Raw genomic sequence first — 232 nt, forward strand, 5'->3', positions numbered from 1 at the left:
CGTGGCCGCCGCGCGCCGCGCCCCCCCCCTGGGCCTGGTGGCGACCGAGCTGCACGGCGCCCACGGCAACCTGCTGCACGAATTCCTGTCGCCGCTGTCGAACCGGCGCGACGACGCGTATGGCGGTTCGCTGGAGAACCGCATGCGCTTCCCGTTGGAGGTGTTCGAGGCGGGGCGCGCGGCGATACCGGAGACCATGGCGCTCGGAATGCGCATCTCGGCCAGCGACTGG

At 72.8% G+C, this 232-nt stretch carries 1 pseudogene; it reads left to right on the top strand.

Features of this window, described 5'->3' with window-relative positions:
• Positions 1–232 (top strand): annotated as a pseudogene (locus KVT32_RS31785) (oxidoreductase); the annotation flags it as partial.

Origin of the sequence: Achromobacter sp. GbtcB20, assembly GCF_019091095.1 — a bacterium.
Classification (GTDB): Bacteria; Pseudomonadota; Gammaproteobacteria; order Burkholderiales; family Burkholderiaceae_B; genus Achromobacter; species Achromobacter mucicolens.